14 protein-coding genes, 2 tRNA genes and 1 pseudogene are annotated in these 16,590 nt (G+C 70.8%); 3 read left to right on the forward strand and 14 right to left on the reverse strand.

The window, feature by feature from the left end; genetic code table 11:
• Positions 1–319: pseudogene (locus CRP50_RS15645) on the forward strand (IS5-like element ISSen2 family transposase); the annotation flags it as partial.
• A gap of 429 nt (positions 320–748) precedes the next feature.
• On the opposite strand, the gene CRP50_RS15650 reads toward CRP50_RS15645, so the two are convergent.
• From CRP50_RS15650 to CRP50_RS15665, 4 genes are all read right to left on the reverse strand, one after another.
• A tRNA-Glu gene (locus tag CRP50_RS15650) sits at positions 749–824 on the reverse strand.
• A gap of 58 nt (positions 825–882) precedes the next feature.
• Positions 883–958: transfer RNA gene (locus CRP50_RS15655), tRNA-Glu, on the reverse strand.
• Positions 959–1,027: 69 nt separating this feature from the next.
• On the reverse strand, positions 1,028–1,498 hold the full coding sequence (locus tag CRP50_RS15660; RefSeq protein ID WP_245913502.1) for a Mov34/MPN/PAD-1 family protein: 471 nt from the start codon (positions 1,496–1,498) through the stop codon (positions 1,028–1,030).
• The gene (locus CRP50_RS15665; RefSeq protein WP_097280125.1) at positions 1,495–1,866 is read right to left on the reverse strand and encodes a hypothetical protein; all 372 of its coding nucleotides are present in this window, start codon (positions 1,864–1,866) and stop codon (positions 1,495–1,497) included. The genes CRP50_RS15660 and CRP50_RS15665 overlap by 4 nt, the downstream gene beginning before the upstream one ends.
• 38 nt (positions 1,867–1,904) lie before the next feature.
• Between CRP50_RS15665 and CRP50_RS15670 the strand changes: the two genes are divergently transcribed.
• Positions 1,905–2,990 carry an RluA family pseudouridine synthase gene (locus CRP50_RS15670; protein ID WP_097280126.1) on the forward strand — a complete coding sequence of 362 codons (1,086 nt, stop codon included), beginning with the start codon at positions 1,905–1,907 and terminating at the stop codon, positions 2,988–2,990.
• A 58-nt stretch (positions 2,991–3,048) separates the two neighbouring features.
• A complete protein-coding gene (locus tag CRP50_RS15675; protein ID WP_097280127.1) occupies positions 3,049–3,495 on the forward strand; it encodes an AraC family transcriptional regulator in 447 nt (148 codons plus the stop codon).
• A 29-nt stretch (positions 3,496–3,524) separates the two neighbouring features.
• Here CRP50_RS15675 and CRP50_RS15680 read toward each other — a convergent pair whose 3' ends face one another.
• The 10 genes from CRP50_RS15680 to glmM form a co-directional block, all read right to left on the reverse strand.
• Positions 3,525–4,058, reverse strand: coding sequence for an acyl-CoA synthetase (locus CRP50_RS15680; RefSeq protein WP_097280128.1), 534 nt, complete (start codon positions 4,056–4,058; stop codon positions 3,525–3,527).
• Between the two features lie 14 nt (positions 4,059–4,072).
• Complete coding sequence (locus CRP50_RS15685) at positions 4,073–6,154, reverse strand: hypothetical protein (RefSeq protein WP_097280129.1); 2,082 nt, start codon at positions 6,152–6,154, stop codon at positions 4,073–4,075.
• Between the two features lie 104 nt (positions 6,155–6,258).
• Positions 6,259–7,548: an adenylosuccinate synthase gene (locus CRP50_RS15690; protein ID WP_097280130.1), complete on the reverse strand. Its 1,290-nt coding sequence runs from the start codon at positions 7,546–7,548 to the stop codon at positions 6,259–6,261.
• Positions 7,549–7,602: 54 nt separating this feature from the next.
• On the reverse strand, positions 7,603–8,760 hold the full coding sequence (locus CRP50_RS15695; RefSeq protein WP_097280131.1) for an ATP phosphoribosyltransferase regulatory subunit: 1,158 nt from the start codon (positions 8,758–8,760) through the stop codon (positions 7,603–7,605).
• Between the two features lie 152 nt (positions 8,761–8,912).
• Positions 8,913–10,238 carry a methyl-accepting chemotaxis protein gene (locus CRP50_RS15700; RefSeq protein ID WP_097280132.1) on the reverse strand — a complete coding sequence of 442 codons (1,326 nt, stop codon included), beginning with the start codon at positions 10,236–10,238 and terminating at the stop codon, positions 8,913–8,915.
• A 162-nt stretch (positions 10,239–10,400) separates the two neighbouring features.
• Positions 10,401–11,567 carry a phosphoserine transaminase gene (locus tag CRP50_RS15705; RefSeq protein WP_097280133.1) on the reverse strand — a complete coding sequence of 389 codons (1,167 nt, stop codon included), beginning with the start codon at positions 11,565–11,567 and terminating at the stop codon, positions 10,401–10,403.
• Between the two features lie 78 nt (positions 11,568–11,645).
• Complete coding sequence (locus tag CRP50_RS15710; protein ID WP_217992061.1) at positions 11,646–13,499, reverse strand: SLC13 family permease; 1,854 nt, start codon at positions 13,497–13,499, stop codon at positions 11,646–11,648.
• 125 nt (positions 13,500–13,624) lie between these two features.
• Positions 13,625–14,332: an alanyl-tRNA editing protein gene (locus CRP50_RS15715; RefSeq protein ID WP_097280134.1), complete on the reverse strand. Its 708-nt coding sequence runs from the start codon at positions 14,330–14,332 to the stop codon at positions 13,625–13,627.
• Positions 14,333–14,348: 16 nt separating this feature from the next.
• Positions 14,349–15,158: a bifunctional hydroxymethylpyrimidine kinase/phosphomethylpyrimidine kinase gene (gene thiD, locus CRP50_RS15720; protein WP_097280135.1), complete on the reverse strand. Its 810-nt coding sequence runs from the start codon at positions 15,156–15,158 to the stop codon at positions 14,349–14,351.
• Entirely contained in the window at positions 15,158–16,531 is a 1,374-nt protein-coding gene (gene glmM, locus CRP50_RS15725; protein ID WP_097280136.1) for a phosphoglucosamine mutase, read from the reverse strand. Before glmM ends, thiD begins: the two co-directional genes overlap by 1 nt.
• Between the last annotated feature and the right edge of the window lie 59 nt (positions 16,532–16,590).

The following is a 16,590-nucleotide window of genomic DNA, read 5'->3' on the forward strand; positions in this document are numbered from 1 at the left end:
CGCCTCCGACTGTCGCGGCGGCGAACCTCTTCTTGAGGCGCTGCCGGCGGAGGTCATCGTCCATGCCGACAAGGGCTACGACACAGACCGCGTGCGGCAGATCATCGAGAACCAGGGAGCCGCCCCGAACATCCCGCCCAAGGCCAACAGGCGCTGGAAGAACTGCTTTTCGCCCTTCCTCTACCGCGACCGCAACGCCATCGAGCGCATGTTCGGCCGGCTGAAGGACTTCCGCCGCATCGCCACGAGATATGACCGCTTGGCCGTCAACTTCCTCGCCGCCGTCCAGATCGCCGCCTTCGTCAGCTACTGGTTATGAGTCTGGAGCCTAGTATCCGTGCTTCCGTAGCTCTTCTTTACACACGGCGTCAGTAGTCGTTGCCCAGATTCTGCGAAGGTCTTCCGTAGTGGCGGATGAACATGGTATACAATTCTTCTCGAGTGAACGGCCGCACCAGCTGCAGCTCACGCTCTCTGACTTCTCTGATACGTCAGAAGTAGGCTCTAAACTCATCTGCGTCATCTCCGTGTTCTCAGCGAGGCAATGGAAAAATAAATGTAGAGGTCCCCATCTATCGCCGCCACCCCAGGGCCAAGCTATGACCGCCCAAGCAAATGCCACCATACATTTGGGCGGCATTGCACAATGGAAAACAACTGGTGACCGCCACCGAGCCACGCAGTTACACAATGCGAGCTCAGCACGATCTAGGACTCGTGCCGAAACAGACAAAATAACGATTGAAACTGGCGTCCCCACGGGGATTCGAACCCCGGTTGCCGCCGTGAGAGGGCGGTGTCCTAGGCCTCTAGACGATGGGGACGAGGCCGTGGCGCAGCGGAGAATCGCGCAGCCACATAGGAAGGTAGTCAGTCGCCGAGTGGCGTCCCCACGGGGATTCGAACCCCGGTTGCCGCCGTGAGAGGGCGGTGTCCTAGGCCTCTAGACGATGGGGACGTGGCCTCGGGAGGCACGTATGTAGGCGATAACGCCGACCCGTGCAAGCGAAAAACAAGCGGCCCCGCGTCAGTCCTCCGTCACCCGCAGATCCACCGGCTCGAACCGCCGGGCGGCGCCCTCGCCCGCCACCCGCCAGGCGGCGAGGTCGGTGGTGCCGGTGCGGTCGACGGCGCAGATCAGCCACACCAGGCCCGGCTCGTGCGCCTGTGCGAGGTCGGTGGCCGAGGGGCGCGCCGGGTGGTCGGGGTGGCTGTGCCAGTGGCCGATCACCCGCTCGGGCGTGCCGCGCAGGCTCTTCATCAGGGCGAGGCGGGCGCGCGGGTCGATCTCGAAGCGGTCGTGGGCGCGCTCGGCGACGTTGTCGGCGGGCACCACGCGACGCACCGCCTCCCCCTCCCCCACCAGCAGGCCGCAGGTTTCGTGCGGCCAGCCGGCGCGGGCGGTGCTGCGGATCGTCTCGGCATCGGCGGCGCGCAGGCGCAGCACCGCCGGGGCCGGGCCGCCGCAGGAGGGGAACAGGCGGTCCCAGTCGCTCACGGCTGGACGGTCAGCTCGATGGTGCCGAGGCGGGCGCCGTCGGCGGCGCGCAGCACCACCACGCGATCGGGCTTGCCGCCGCCGCCCAGGCGCAGCAGGATGCGGCCCTCGGCCACGCCCACCGCCTCGATCTCGGTCGACGGCGGCTCGGCGAGGGTGACGGTGCCGAAGGTGGCGGCCGGCGGCTGCGGCGCGGCGGCGGGCGCGGCGGGCGCGGTGCCGGCCAGCGGCGCTTCCACCACCGGGCCGGCGGCGGTGGAGACGGTGCCGGGCTTCTGCATCTTCGTGTAGATACCCCAGCCGAGCAGCACCAGACCGAGCACGATCAGGATGCCCATGACGGCGACCAGGGCCTTCAACGCTTTCATGACGGGAACACACCTTTGATGCGACAATCGGAGCCGCGATGATACAGGAACGCGCCGATCCCGCCACCGCCGCCGATGCGGACCTCGCCGACGACGCGCTCGACGACGACTTCGACGCCGCCGACGCCGCCACCGGCGAGGCGGCCGGGCCGCGCCGCCTGACGGTGACGGCCGACGCGGCGGCGGAAGCGCAGCGGCTCGACAAGTGGCTGGCCGAGGCGCTGGCCGAGGCCGGGCTCACGCGGTCGCGGCTGAAGGCGCTGCTGGACGACGGCTGCGTCACCCTCGACGGCCGGCCGCTCGGCGCCGCCGACGCCAAGCGCAAGGTGCGCGCCGGGCAGGTGGCGGAAGTCGCCCTGCCCGCCCCCGAGGCGGCGGTGCCGGAGCCGCAGGACATCCCGCTCGCCGTGGTCTACGAGGACGCGGAGCTGATCGTCGTCGACAAGCCGGCCGGGCTGGTGGTGCATCCGGCGGCGGGCAATGCCGACGGCACGCTGGTCAACGCCCTGCTGTTCCACTGCGGGCCGAGCCTGTCGGGCATCGGCGGCGTGCGGCGGCCGGGCATCGTGCATCGGCTCGACAAGGACACCAGCGGCCTGCTGGTGGCGGCCAAGACCGATCGCGCCCACCAGGGCCTCGCCGCCCTGTTCGCCCGCCACGACATCGAGCGGGTCTATCGCGCCGTGGTGTGGGGCGTGCCGCGGCCGCGCGCCGGCACGGTGGAGGGCAACATCGGCCGCTCGCCGTCCAACCGCCAGAAGATGGCGGTGGTGAAGAGCGGCGGCAAGCCGGCGACCACCCACTGGCGCGTGGTGGAGGCCCTGGCCGGCGACACGGCGCTGGTCGACTGCACCCTGGAGACCGGCCGCACCCACCAGATCCGCGTCCACATGGCGAGCCTCGGCCACCCGCTGGTCGGCGACCCGCTCTACGGCAAGGCGCGGCGGGCGGGCCGGCGCGGCGGTCTGGATGCCGAGCGGGCGGCGGTGGTGGACGGCTTCGGCCGCCAGGCGCTGCACGCCGGCGTGCTCGGCTTCGTCCACCCGGTGACCGGCGAGCGCCTGCGCTTCGAAAGCGCCCCGCCCGCCGACTTCCAGGACCTTCTCACCGCTTTGCGTCCTTGACCGCGGCGATCGGTTCGGGGTCAACTTCCGGTCGAATGCCAGCACCGGGAGCCTCCCCATGGAGATCAAGGACGTCGCCCCGCTGTCCGTCGTCCGGCAGCACCGCCGCCTCACCCTGCCGCAGGTCGGCCCTGCCTCGGTGGAGGCCTGCGCCGCCGTCGCCGCCGAGGTGGAGGCGGCTGGCCTGAGCGTGGCCGGCCCGTGGATCTTCGCCGCCCGCGGCCTGCCGCGCGACACCGAGACAGCCTTCGACCTGGACTACTGCCTGCCCGTCGCCGGCGGCTCAGACGGCCTGCCGGCGCTGCACTGCGCCGCCGCGATCTACGAAGGGCCGCTGACCGGCCTGTTCTCCGACGGCTACGCGCCGCTGCTGGCCGCCATCGCCGCCGCCGGCCTGCGCCCGACGGGCGACAGCCGCGAGGTCTATCATCGCTGGGAGGGGCCGGACTCGCCGGCCAACCGGGTGGAGATCCAGATCGGGGTGGCGCCGGCGGACGGCGGCTGACGGCGCGGGAGCGGGATCGGGCGAGGCGGTCAGCCGGCGGCCATGGCCTTGGGCTCGGCCATCGCCTCGCCGATTTCGTCCTCCGCCTGCATGACCTCGGTGCCCCATTCCTCGATCAGCTTGCGCTGGGCGGCCTTCAGGGCGGCGATGCGACGGCTGGAGGTCAGGCTGAGGAAGGAGCCGACCAGCGACGGCGTGGTGGTGTAGATCAGCCAGCCGAAGGCCGCCGCGCCGTAGATCATCATCAGCGCGAAGACGTTGGAGAGCGTGTCCAGCGCCATGGTGATGTCGTGGCGCTCGAACCACATGTTCAGCAGGTAGGGCGAGACGCCGGCGAAGTTCAGGCCGCCGACGCAGATGAAGCCGTAGCGGTACTTGCCGCGCTCCACCACGAAGGCCACCGCCGTCGGCAGCATGGCGAAGATCAGCAGCACCACCGTCGGCAGGAACAGGATGACGAGCGGCACGCCCATCACCAGCATGCCGATGCCGCTGCCGATGCCGCCCTTCTTCTTGCCGCCGGCCGCCGCCGGAGCGCTGCCCTTGTTCTTGCCCTTCGCCATGCCCCTACTCTACCTCATACCAGCCGGACGAGAAGCAGGATGACGATGGTCAGAAGACCGATGCCGACGGACGCAATGGCCGCCGTCTGGTGGCCGAGGCGCACGGCGTTCTCGTCGCGCGCCGCCTGGCCGGTCTCCAGCGCCGCCACCTGGCGGCGGGCCTCGGCGTATTCGGCCTTGGCGCGCTCGAACCCTTCGCCGTCGGAGCCGCGCTCCTCGGCGTTGTCGAGCAGGTTGTAGAGTTCCGGCAGGCTGCCCTTGCGCACCACGCGCGGGATCTCGCGCTCCAGGCGCTTGCGGCGGTCGCGGCTGTGGTAGCTGTTGATGACCGGCGCCACCAGCCCGCCGAGCCAGCTGGTCAGCCCGAACAGCGCCTCCGGCCCGAGCCGCCACTGCAGCACCGCGAGCAGGCTGAGCATGCCGAGCGCGTTGCGCTCCGGCCCGCCTTCGTTCATGGCGGTCAGCTGCGGCTTCAGGTCGCGCTCGTAGCGGGCGGTGACGAAGGCGGCGATGTGGCGGTCCACGGGCCACTGCTTGGTGTCGGCGGTCTTGGAGGCGGCCTCCAGCGCCGGCAGCAGTTCCTTGATTTCGGTGACGTACTCGCCTTCCAGGAAGGCGCTCTGGCAGGGCATGCCGTCGTTGAGCTCGTAGGTCACGCGCTCGATGCCGAAGCCCTTGTGGTTGTTGAGCAGCAGGTTGCGCAGTTCGCGGAACAGGCCCTCGGCCTGAGTGTATTCCGGGTTGTAGACCGGCTGTGCCTGCACCCAGAACTTCACCGCTTCGCGGCTGATGACGTCGGCGAAGGGCTTGACGTCGCCCTTGCGCAGCACCGCGTTGGCGAGCGCCGGGCCGAAGCCGTCGAGCGTGCAGCGGATATTGCGGAAGCACAGCGGCGCATCGTGCGCCAGCACCATGATGGCGCGCGAGATCATCAGGTCGGTCATGGTGGCCTTGTCGCCCTGCATGGCCTCGACCACCTTCACCGCCGTCGCCAGCGCATCGGCCCGCTCGTTGTCCTCCAGGCCGCGGCGCAGCCACACCTCCACCTTGCCTTCCTGGATGAGGGTGCCGGCCTTGCCCCAGTTGGTCATCAGGCCATAGGCGGCGCCGCGGGCGGTGGAATACTCGATGTCGCCGATCTTCAGCGTGCGCTGCGAGCGCTTCTCCATGCGCGGCTGCAGCGGCGTCATGCGGCGGCCGTTGAGCCACAGGTCGAGCGCCTCCAGCGTCCAGCGCTCGCGGCTGTCGTCGTGCAGCAGGCCGCGCAGCACCTCGATCATGGAGATGGGCACGCGGTTCTCGCCGACCAGCGTGGCGTAGGAGCCCTGCTGCAGACGCAGGCGCATGACCTCTTCCGAGGTGCGGCCGCGCGTCGGGTTGTAGCCGAGCATGAGGAACAAAAGCGTCACGCCCAGCGAGAACATGTCGTCGGAATAGTGGCCGCTGCCGCGCCCTTCGGGGATGCACAGCGCCGTCTCCAGCGGCTCGAACACGGGGTCGTTGTCGAACCCCGGCGGCGCGGTGACGCAGTCGCCCAGCACCAGCCGGTCACCCTTGGTGTCGAACAGGTAGATGTTGTCGGGGCGGATGGCGCGATGGGTGATGGAGCGCAGCTGCAGTTCCTGCATGGCGGAATGCAGCGGCTTGATGATCTTCTTGGCGAACAGCTGGTCCGGCACCACGTCGCAGGTGCCGTTGAGGTCGGGCATCAGCTTGCCGGCGGCCGGCCGCTCGTAGATGGCGGCCACCAGCTTGCGGCCGGCGGGGATCCAGTCGACCACGCCGCCTTCGATGAACTGCAGCATGCCGGCGTTCTGCATGCCGCGCAGCGAGCGCATGACCTGCTGGCGCTGCAAGGTGTCGGGGCGGCAGATGAGGGCGTAGAGCGGCCGGCCGGCGCCGCGGCGGTCCTGCACCTCGTAGGCCTTGGCGCTCGGCATGTCGAGCGACGGGATGGGCTTGTTGGGCAGGATCTCGAAACGGTCACGCAACGACACCGGGGCCGCGGCCGCACCCGTGGCGGCCGGCTTCTGGCCGGCGGCGGCGTCCGCGGTCTTGGCCTTTTCCGAGGCCTTGGCAGTCGCCGTGGCCGCCATGCGTCCCGTCCTCTCAGAGTCCTTCTACCCCGTTCGGGGCACCGACAGGGTAGCGGCGGGCCGTGCGGAACACAACAGGTCCCTGAAAGCCCGCCGCGTCACCCTCAGCCGGTGAACGGGTCGTGCACCAGGATGGTGTCCTCGCGCTCGGGACTGGTGGACAGCAGCGAGACCGGCGCGCCGATCAGTTCCTCGATGCGGCGCACGTACTTCACGGCGGTCGCCGGCAGCTGGGCCCACGAACGGGCGCCTTCGGTGCTGTCCTGCCAGCCTTCCAGCGTTTCGTAGACGGGCACGCAGCGCTCCTGCTGGGCGACGGCGGCCGGCAGGTGCTCGATCACCGTGCCGTCCAGCTCGTAGCCGATGCAGACCTTCAGTTCGTCCATGCCGTCGAGCACGTCGAGCTTGGTGAGCGCGATGCCGTCGATGCCGCCGGTCTTCACCGCCTGGCGCACCAGCACGGCGTCGAACCAGCCGCAGCGGCGCTTGCGGCCGGTGACGGTGCCGAACTCGCGGCCGCGCTCGCCGATGCGGTCGCCGACGGCGTCGTTCAGCTCGGTCGGGAACGGGCCGGAGCCGACGCGGGTGGTGTAGGCCTTGGTGATGCCGAGAACGTAGCCGACGCGGCCCGGCCCCATGCCGGAGCCCGCCGCCGCCATGCCGGCGACGGTGTTGGACGAGGTCACGAAGGGATAAGTGCCGTGGTCGACGTCGAGCATGGCGCCCTGGGCGCCCTCGAACAGGATGCGCTTGCCGGCGCGGTAGGCGGTGTCGAGCGTCAGCCACACCGGCTCGGCATAGGGCAGCAGCTTGGGCGCCAGCGCGCGCAGCTCGGCCAGCAGGTCGTCGCCGTTCAGTTCCTCGGCGCCCAGGCCGCGCAGCAGCGCGTTGTGGTGCGCGAGCAGGCGGTCGACCTTCATTTCCAGCGTGGCGTCGTCGGCCAGGTCGCAGACGCGGATGGCACGGCGGCCCACCTTGTCCTCGTAGGCCGGGCCGATGCCGCGGCCGGTGGTGCCGATCTTGCCCTTGCCGGCGGCGACCTCGCGGGCCTGGTCCAGCGTCGAGTGCAGCGGCAGGATGAGGCAGGCGTTCTCGGCGATGCGCAGCACCTCCGGCGTGATGGTCACGCCCTGGGCGCCGATGCGGTCGATTTCTTCCATCAGCGCCCACGGGTTGATGACGACACCGTTGCCGATGATGGACAGAGTGCCGCGCACCACGCCCGACGGCAGCAGGCTCAGCTTGTAGGAGACGCCGTCGACCACCAGCGTGTGGCCGGCGTTGTGGCCGCCCTGGAAGCGCACCACCACATCAGCGCGGGCGGCGAGCCAGTCGACGACCTTGCCCTTGCCCTCGTCGCCCCACTGCGATCCGACGACTACGACGTTCGCCATCTTTGCAATCCCGATCCTGTCTGTTTCCGGGGGTGTCCAGCCGCGGGAGCGCGGTCAGGACGCGAGTTCGTGCGCGGTTCCGTTCACCCACGCATGGCCGCAACGCAGGCGGGCGGCCTCCGCCATCGGGTCTTCCACCGGCTCCAGGCCGGCGATGACGGTCCAGCCCGCGGCGGCGAGCTTCGCCCGTTCCGCCTGGCCGGCACCGGCCGGCACATAGAGGCGGCGGCGCGGCTGCGGCCGCGGCGTGACGCCCAACACCGTGTCGAGGAACAGCGTGCCGCCGACCGCCGGCTCGAAGCCGTGGCCGTTGCCGAGGCCCGCCATGTAACGCCCGCCGCGGCCCAGTTCGCCGCGCGCGCCCTTGGCGAAAATGGAGAAGCTGACGCCCGTGTGATACTCGAAGCCGCGGTTCTCCACCGGGTCGACGGTCAGCGTCACGCCCGGCAGGTCGGCGCGCACCAGCGCCAGCACCTGCGCCAGCCGGTCGCGCTCGGCGGCGGCGGCGGCCGGCAGGGCGATGGCGGCGAGCGCCGTCATGGCATGCTCGGCCGTACCGGCGGCCTTCAGCAGCGCACCCAGCAGATCGGCGGCGCGGCCGCCCAGGTCGGCGACGGCGGCGGCGTCCTTCTGGTCGAGCGCCCGGCGGGCGTCCGCCCGCTGCGCCTCGGTCAGGCCCAGCTCGTCGCAGACGGCGGGCACCAGGGTCGGCAGGTTGAGGTCGACGGACAGGTCGGCGACGCCCACCGCCTGCAGGGCGGCGGCCATGAGCACCACGGCCTCGGCGTCGGCGGCGGCGGTGTCGACACCGATCAGCTCGATGCCGGCCTGGCTGAACTGCCGCTCGGGGCGCAGCTGGCTGCCCTTCACGCGCAGCACCTGGCCGGCGTAGGACAGGCGCAGCGGCCGCGGGTCGTTGCGCAGGCGGGTGGTGGCGATGCGGGCGACCTGGATGGTCATGTCGGCGCGCACGCCCAGCATGCGCTGCGACACCGGGTCCATGACGCGGAAGGTCTGCATGGCGGTGGCCGCGCCGGTGCCGGCGAGCAGGCTTTCCTCGAACTCGATGAGCGGCGGCTTGACGCGGTCGTAGCCGAAGGCGGCGAAATGCGACACCAGCCGCTCCACCACGCCCGCCTCGACGGCGGCTTCGGGCGGCAGCAGGTCACGCAGACCCGCGGGCAGCAGGGCCTTGGTGTCGGTGTCGGTCATCGCGCGATGTCGTCCTGTGGTCGGTGGAGGCCGGCCCGAGAAACACGAACCGCCGGCCCCGCAGACCGGGACCGGCGTTCCGCTGTGTACCGCTTTTGCCCCGGCGGGGCAACGGGAAAAGGCCCGGATCGGGCCGCCGGGGCCTGTCGCCGTCAGCGGGCGAGAACGCCGTCGAGCAGGCGCAGCACCTCGCGCGAGGCGGGCTCCACCTTGGCGATCTCCGCCAGCGCGCCGTCCAGGTCGCCCGCGCGGTAGAGCTCGGCGGCGCGGATGCCGTGGCGATGCACTTCGGCATGCGGCGTGACGAGGCGGCGGAAGGCGTCGGTGCCGGTGACCTGCCCGTCGGTCTGGGCGTCGTACCACTTGCCGAGGCGGCAGGTGTGGTGGTCGGCCAGTTCCTTGGGGTCGAGCTTGGCGCGCCCGACCACCATCTGCGCCAGCCGGCGCTTCCACACCACGTGGTCGGACTTGGCGACGTAGGCCGTGAAGTCCTTGATCTCCAGTTTCTGCAGGTCGGCGACGGCACCGCCGATCTCGCCGTCGAGCCCGTCCATGATGTCGAGCACGCGGTTGATGCCGCCGACGTTGGAGGTCGCCGTGCGGGCGATGCCGGCGATGCCGTCGGCCACTTCGCGCGAGGCCTCGTTCTGCTGGCCGAGGATGCCCGCCACCTCGCCCATGCGGTCGGACACGCTGTCGATGCGGCGCAGCACGTCACCGATGCCGTCGCCGGTGTGGCTGATGATCTCGCGCCCACGCGCCACCGCGTCGGCACCGCTCTGCATGGCGGCGACGATGGCGGCCATGTCCTGGCGCAGGGCGCCGATGCGGTTGCGGATGTCCTCGGTGGCGCGGGCCGTCTGGGTCGCCAGGTTCTTCACCTCGCCGGCCACCACGGCGAAGCCCTTGCCGGCCTCCCCCGCCCGGGCCGCCTCGATGGTGGCGTTGAGCGCCAGCAGGTTGGTCTGCTTGGCGATGGCCTCGATCTGCAGGGTGATCTCGCCGATGCGGTCGGAGGCGGCGGCGAGGCCCTCGGCCTTGCCGGCGGCGTCCTGCACGGCGGCGGCGATGGCCGCCATGGACTCGACGGCCCTGGCCGAGGTCTGGGCGGCGGCGGCGGCGGCGCTGTGGGCTTGCGCTGCGTCCTCGGCGACGGCGTCGGTGGAGCGGGCGATCTCGCCGACGCTCGCCACCATTTCCTCGGCGGCGGCCGCTATGGCCTGGGCGCGGCCATCGACGTCGCGCACGTCGCGCGTCATCTCGGCCGTCGCGGTCACCGCTTCGGCGCAGGTGATGGAGATGGCGACCACCCGCTTCACCTCGTTCACGGCGCGGCCGTGCAGGGTGTCGGCCAGGTGCTTCAGCTTGGCGGTGACGGCGTCGGTCCCCTCGGGCACGGACAGGTAGCGGCCGGCGATGAGCAGATCGAGGATCTCCTCCACCGACGACGACGCCACCGGCTGACTGATCATGTTCATGATGCTGCACTTCCCCCACTGGCGGGCGCCGATGCGCCCCTTCGCACGGCGGCGGGAGAACCCCTCTCCCGCGCAGCGCGAAATGCTAGTACAGAAAGTACGCTCTTTTCACCCCGGTTCCAGGGACGCTTCGATAAAATTTCCGCGAGCAACCGCTCGTGGTCAGGTGCGGCCTTCTGCCACCTGGGCATAGGCCCACTCGATCCACGGCAGCAGGGCGCGGATGGAGTCCGTCTCGACTGTCGCGCCGCCCCAGATGCGGAAGCCCGCCGGGGCGTCGCGGTAGCTGCCGATGTCGTAACCGGCGCCCTCGCGCTCGATCATCGCCGCCATCTCCTTGGCGACCTTGGCCTGGGCGTCGGCGTCGAGCGCCTGGAACCACGGCGCGGTGATGCGCAGGCAGATGGCGGTGCACGAGCGGATTTCAGGGTCGACGGCCAGGAAGTCGATCCAGTCCGTCTTCGCCACCCACTCGGCGACCGCCGCCAGGTTGGCCTCCGAACGGGCGATCAGGGCCGGCAGGCCGCCGATCTGCTCGGCCCACTTCAGGCCGTCGAGCGCGTCCTCGACGCACAGCATGGACGGGGTGTTGATGGTGTCGCCGCGGAAGATGCCCTCGATCAGCTTGCCGCCCTTGGTCAGGCGGAAGATCTTGGGCAGCGGCCGACCGCTGTCGAAGCTCTCCAGGCGGGCGACGGCGCGCGGGCTGAGCACCAGCATGCCGTGCTGCGCCTCGCCGCCGAGCACCTTCTGCCACGACCACGTCACCACATCCAGCTTTTGCCACGGCAGGTCCATGGCGAAGGCGGCCGAGGTGGCGTCGCAGAGCGTCAGGCCCTTGCGGTCGTCGGCGATCCAGCCCGCTTCCGGCACCCGCACGCCCGAGGTGGTGCCGTTCCAGGTGAACACCACGTCGCGGTCGCAATCCACCTGGTAGAGGTCCGGCAGGCGGCCGTAGTCGGCCTTCAGCACGCGCACGTCGGGCAGCTTCAGCTGCTTCAGCACGTCGTTGACCCACTCGAGGCCGAAGCTTTCCCACGCCGGCATGTCGATGCCGCGCTCGCCGAGCAGGTTCCACAGCGCCATTTCCACCGCGCCGGTGTCGGAGGCCGGCACGATGGCGATGCGCCAGTCGTCGGGAATGCCGAGCACGGCGCGGGTGCGGTCGATGACCTCGGCGAGGCGGGCCTTGCCTTCCTTGGCGCGGTGCGAGCGGCCGAGCAGCGCGCCTTCCAGCGCCGCCACCGACCAGCCCGGACGCTTGGCGCAGGGGCCCGACGAGAAATGCGGGTCGGCGGGAAGAACGGCGGGCTTCGGCGGCAGGCTCATGGGATTCGCGCTCCGGACGGTGGGGCCGGCACTTTAGGCAGCGCCGCCCCGGCCGTCAACGGAGCCACTGGGCGGGCCTCAGAGGGGCCAGAACAGCGGGATCAGCGCCACCGCCATCACCCCGATCAGCACGTTCAGCGGCAGGCCCACCTTCACGAAGTCCGAGAAGCGGTAGTTGCCGGCGCCGTAGACGAAGGTGTTCGTCTGGTAGCCGAGCGGCGTCGCGAAACTGGCGCTGGCGGCGAACATGACGGCGACCACGAAGGGCCGCGGGTCGACGCCCATCTGCTCGGCGAGCGCCACGGCGACGGGCGTCAGCACGATGGCGACGGCGTTGTTGGTGACCAGTTCCGTCAGCACGCTGCCGACGATATACAGCGCCGCCAGCACCGCCACCGGACCGAACTGCCCGGCGATGTCGCGCAAGCCCGTGACGATGAGGGCGACGGCGCCGCTTTTCTCCATGGCCATGCCCACGGCCAGCATGCCGAAGATGAGGAACAGGATTCGCCAGTCGATGGCCTGATAGGCTTCCTCGGCCGACACGCAGCCGGTGGCGATGACCACCACGGCGCCGAGCAGCGCCGCGGCATGGATGGGCAGCACGCCGAAGGCCGCCGCCAGCACCACGGCGGCGATGACGGCGACGGCGAGCGGTGCCCGTTCGGGCCGATTGCGGCGCAGCTCGGGCTCGCTCAGGTTCACCAGGTCGCGGGCGTCGAACAGCCGCTTCAGGCCCTCCGGCGGGCCTTCCAGCAGCAGGGTGTCGCCGGTTTCCAGTTGCAGGCGCTCGAAGTTGTGCAGGATGTCGTCGCCGTGGCGATGCACCGCCAGGATGCGCACGTCATAGAGCCGCCGCAGGTTGAGCGACCCCACCAGCCGGCGGGCGATGCGCGAGTTGGGGCCGACGATGCCCTCGCGGATGGCGGTTTCCTGCTGCCGCACCGTCTGCAACCCGGCCATGGCGATGCGGGCCCGCTCGGTGGCATTGGCGGGCGGCGGCTGGTCCTCGCCCTGGCCGTCGGCGGTGTGCGTCTCCGACGCCGTCTGGCGCAGGCCGATGGCCTCCGCCGCCGTGGTCAGCACGACGATGCGGTCGCCGGGCTTGAGCAGGATCCCGCGGTCGATGGGCCGCACGGCGAGGCCGTTGCGGATCAGGTCCACCACCTCGGTATCGCGGCCCATGACGGTGTCGAGCGGCTTGCCCACCAGATCCGACGGGCCGAGGATCAGCAGCTCGGTGATGAAGCGCCGGCCGGTGCGGGTATCGAGCAGGTCGCCGAAGGCCGGGCGATCGGGCAGCAGGCGGCGGCCGATGAGCATCATGTAGGCGACGCCGGCCAGCCCCATGACGATGCCCGGCAGGGTGATCTCGAAGATGTGGAAGGGCTCCACGCCGCGCCGCGCCGCCGTCGCCGACACCAGCAGGTTGGTCGAGGTGCCGATGAGCGTGCACATGCCGCCCAGGATCGCCGCGTAGGACAGCGGCATCAGAAGCTGCGACGGCGAGGTGCCGAGGGTGCGCGACAGGGCGATGACGACGGGCGTCAGCACCACCACCACCGGCGTGTTGTTGATGAAGGCCGACAGCCCCATGACGCCGCCGAGCAGCGTCGGCACCACCAGGCGCTTGGACCGCTGCGCCAGCGCCGTCACCAGCCCCGCCAGCTGGGCGATGACGCCGGTGCGCTGCATGGCGGCGCTGAGGACGAACATGGCGCCGACCGTCACCGGGCCGGGGTTGCTGAAGACGTCGAACAGCTCGTCGGGGGTGATGAGAGCGTCGGGCACCAGCAGCCCGCCCAGCATGAGCACGCAGGCCCCGGACATGGCCAGGATGTCGGGCGACGCCCATTCGCGCACGAAGCCGACGAAGACGACCAGGATCACCGCGAAGACGAAAATGGCCGGAGCATGGGCGAGGAAATCCACGGCGCCTCCCTGCGCAGTCGTCACGCGCCGCACTGACGGACGGGTTCCGCTGCGGGCTCTGCGCCGCCATCAATGCGGCGGCCCCACCTTCGGTTCATACAGGCACGCGACGGGGCCGCGCAACCTCAGGGAGCGAAGGCCACGCTGATGCGCCGATTGAGCCGGCCCTTCTTCTCGATCTTGGTCACCTGCACCGGACCGATCTCGCCGGTGCGCGCCACGTGGGTGCCGCCGCAGGGCTGCAGGTCGACGCCCTCCACCGCGATGATCCGCACCCGGCCCGAGCCGCTCGGCGGCTTCACCGACATGGTGCGCACCATCTCGGGGTTGGCGGCAAGCTCGTCGTCGGTGATCCACGAGTGGGCGACCGGCGTGTCGGCCGCAACGAGGGCGTTGAGGCGCGCCGTCAGGTCGTCCTTGTCGGGGCTCTCCTCCAGGTCGAAGTCGAGCCGCCCCTTGCCGTCGCCGACGCTGCCGCCGGTGACCGCGCCCGGCACCAGCGAACACAGCAGGTGCAGGCAGGAATGCATGCGCATGAGCCGGTGGCGGCGATCCCAGTCGATCTCGGCAGTGACGCGGCTGCCGGCCGGCGGCGGCGTCTCGCCCTCGGCCAGCACGTGCAGGACGTCGCCCGTCTCCTTGTCCTTCACCGTATCGGCGATGCGGACCTCGACGCCCTCCCCCAAGCGCAGCACGCCGCAGTCGCCCGGCTGGCCGCCGCCCATGGGATAGAACACCGTGCGGTCGAGGGTGACGCCACCGGCCGCCATGCCGGTCACCGTCGCCTCGCAGGAGCGCAGGTAGGAGTCTTCGCGGAACAGTTCCTCGGCCATGGGGCTCTTTCGTCGTCTACAGGCGGTCGAAGGGGCGCACGGTGTGGGCGTGGTCGAGCGGACCGTGGCCCTTGCCGAAGCCCGGCGCGGTGCGGATGGCGCCGAGCACGTAGTCGCGCCCGCGGGCCACCGCCTGGGTCAGGTCCCGCCCCTGGGCGAGGCCGGCGGCGATGGCCGAGGCCAGCGTGCAGCCGGTGCCGTGGGTGGAGGTGGTGGCGACGCGGCCGCTTTCGAAGCGCGTCACGCCGTCGGGCGTGATGAGCAGGTCCATGAGCCGCTCCTCCGCCGCCAGATGGCCGCCCTTCAGCAGCACCGCGCGGGCGCCGAGCGCCAGCAGGTCGTCGGCGGCGGCTTCCATGTCGGCCAGCGTGCGGATGGGCCGGCCGACCAGCGATTCCGCTTCCGGCAGGTTGGGGGTGATGAGCGCGGCGCGGCGGATGAGCCGGCCCTTCAGCGCCGTCACCGCTTCCTGGGCGAGCAGCGGGTGGCCGCCCTTGGCGACCATGACCGGATCGACCACCAGCGGCACGTCCGGCGCGAATTCCTCCAGCGCCAGGGCGACCGTCTCGATGGTGGGCGCATCGCCGAGCATGCCGGTCTTGATGCAGTCGGCGCCGATGTCCTGCACCACCACCTGGATCTGCTGGCGGATGAAGTCCAGCGGGATCGGGTGGACGCCGTGGACGCCGCAGGTGTTCTGCGCCGTCAGCGCCGTGATGGCGGTCATGGCGAAGCCCTGCAGGCAGGTCACCGCCTTGATGTCGGCCTGGATGCCGGCGCCGCCGCCGCTGTCGCTGCCGGCGACGATGAGAACGCGCCCCTGCATCATGCCGCTTCCTTCGCCGCTTCGCGTGCGATGGCGTCGCACAAGCCCTCGACCACGTCCTTCACCAGGGCGGCGTCGTCGCCCTCGGCCATGACGCGCACCACCGGCTCGGTGCCCGACTCACGGATGAGCAGGCGGCCGCCGGCCTCGGCGAGGCGCTTGTCGGCGGCGCCGATGGCGGTGCGGATGACGTCCGACCCCATGGCCGCCTTGGCGGCGGCGCGGTCGGCCATGCGCACGTTCTTCAGAAGCTGCGGCACGGTCTCGAACACGTGGAGAAGCTCGCTCGCCTTGCGGCCGGAGCGCACCAGTTCCGACAACACCTCGAGCCCCGCCATGAGGCCGTCGCCGGTGGTCGCCTGGCCGCCGAGCACGATGTGGCCCGACTGCTCGCCGCCGAGGTTGTAGCCGCCCTCGCGCATGGCCTCGACCACGTAGCGGTCGCCCACCTTGGTGCGCACCATGGCAAGGCCGACGCTTTCCAGGTAGCGCTGCAGGCCGAGGTTGGACATGACCGTCGCCACCAGGGCGTCGCCCTGCAGCTTGCCCTCGCGCTTCCAGGCGGCGGCGATGAGGCCCATGAGTTGGTCGCCGTCGATCATGCGGCCGGTTTCGTCGCACACCTGGATGCGGTCGGCGTCGCCGTCCAGCGCGATGCCGATGTCGGCGCCGTGGGTGACCACCGCCTGCTGCATGCGTTCCGGATAGAGCGAGCCGCAGCCCTTGTTGATGTTGGTGCCGTTGGGCTCGACGCCGATGGGGATGACTTCCGCCCCCAGTTCCCACAGCACCATGGGCGCCACCTTGTAGGCCGCGCCGTTGGCGCAGTCGACCACCACCTTGAGGCCGTCGAAGCGACGGTCGCGCGGCAGCACGCCCTTGACGTATTCGATGTAGCGGCCCGAGGCGTCTTCCATGCGGCGCGCGCGGCCCAGGCGCTCCGGCCCGACGCGCAGGGCGTCGAGGCCGTTGTGGACCATGTGCTCGATGGTGTCCTCGGTGGCGTCGGACAGCTTGAAGCCGTCGGGGCCGAACAGCTTGATGCCGTTGTCCTCGAACGGGTTGTGCGAGGCCGAGATGACGACGCCGAGATCCGCCCGCAGCGAGCGGGTGAGCATGGCGACGGCCGGCGTCGGCATGGGGCCGACCAGGATCACGTCCATGCCGACGGAGATGAACCCCGCCGTCAGCGCCGGTTCCAGCAGGTAGCCCGACAGGCGGGTGTCCTTGCCGATGACGACGGTGTGGCGGTGATCGCCGTTGGTGAAGTGTGCGCCGGCGGCCATGCCGATCTTCAGCGCCACGTCGGCGGTCATGGGATAGGCGTTCGCGGTGCCGCGCACGCCGTCGGTGCCGAACAGCTTGGTGGTCATGGACGGGTCCGTTGCCAGAGGTGTCGACAGAACGGTTCCCCTAGGACTAGCCGAGAACG

It is taken from the genome of Caenispirillum bisanense (assembly GCF_900230255.1).
Classification (GTDB): domain Bacteria; phylum Pseudomonadota; class Alphaproteobacteria; order Rhodospirillales; family Rhodospirillaceae; genus Caenispirillum; species Caenispirillum bisanense_A.